Genomic DNA, 1,029 nt, shown 5'->3' with positions numbered 1-1,029 from the left:
TTATGTTTTAATGAAAAAGACGAATCTATTAAAGGAGTTAGGCCGATATGAAGATTTCTTTACTAATTGTGACACATAACCGGCTGAGCGCATTGTGTGAACTGCTTGAATCCATCTCGAGACAAAGCGTACAGCCTTTTGAAATTGTGGTCGTAAATGATGCAGGAGAGCGAGTGGACGTGATTCAGGAACTCTATCCAGAGCTGCCAATTCGCTTGATTCATTTAGATGAGAATGTCCAGCATGTGAACGCAAGAAATGTTGGGGTGCGGGAGCTGACAGGTGACGTCATTATGCTGAGTGATGACGATGATTATTTTACGCCTTGTCATATTGAACGTATGAGCAAGGCGCTGGAAGACGCTGATTTTGTCTTTTCGGATGCGGAAATTGTTTCGTTTGAAGAACGAGGTGCGACTCGTTTTCCAGTATCAAGACGTTTGTTTGCTTATACAGCGGACATTGAGGACATGCGTGTTTTTTCTACATATGTTCCTTCTGGCAGTATGTACAAACGCCGCATACATGATGAGATTGGCTATTTTGATCCAGCGATGCATCACTACTGGGACTGGGACTTTTTCCTGCGTGTTACGCAGCATGCACGAGCCAAACGAGTGCCAGCTGCCAGTGTGATCTATGCGTTCTTTGATGGTGGGGGCAATCAGTCGAGTGATCTTGGTGATACAAGGAAGACCTACTTAGATGACCTGAGTGAAAAGCATGGGCTGGGTGATTTGCCGACAGCAAACTTTGCTGTCCTATTAGAAGAACCAGCGATGAAAAAAAGAGAATCAGAGAGTGAGATTGTATGGGATGGAAAACCGATGATCTCAAGATTGGCACAGCAGACAGAAGGAGGACAACCGCAATGAAGCCATTTTTAAATGATAGCTGGTGGGCTGTGATGAAAAGTGAATTTGAACAGCCATATTATCAGGAATTACGTGAGTGGGTAAAGGAAGAATATCGTACTCTGATCGTGTTTCCAAAGCCAGATGACATTTATCGTGCCCTCCATTTGACGTC

General features: G+C 44.2%; 1 protein-coding gene. It reads left to right on the top strand.

Annotated elements, in window-relative coordinates; all coding sequences use genetic code 11:
* Positions 1-47: 47 nt before the first annotated feature.
* The gene (locus V7659_RS32015; protein ID WP_335543984.1) at positions 48-875 is read left to right on the top strand and encodes a glycosyltransferase family 2 protein; all 828 of its coding nucleotides are present in this window, start codon (positions 48-50) and stop codon (positions 873-875) included.
* The last annotated feature ends 154 nt before the right edge of the window (positions 876-1,029 follow it).

The organism is Neobacillus drentensis (genome assembly GCF_036966985.1).
Lineage (GTDB): Bacteria > Bacillota > Bacilli > Bacillales > Cytobacillaceae > Neobacillus > Neobacillus drentensis_E.
This window is presented reverse-complemented; position numbering and strand designations above follow the sequence as displayed.

Coding starts and splice junctions, on each gene's coding strand:
- V7659_RS32015 (WP_335543984.1), top strand. CDS start 48: ATGAAGATTTCTTTACTAATTGTGACACATAACCGGCTGAGCGCATTG.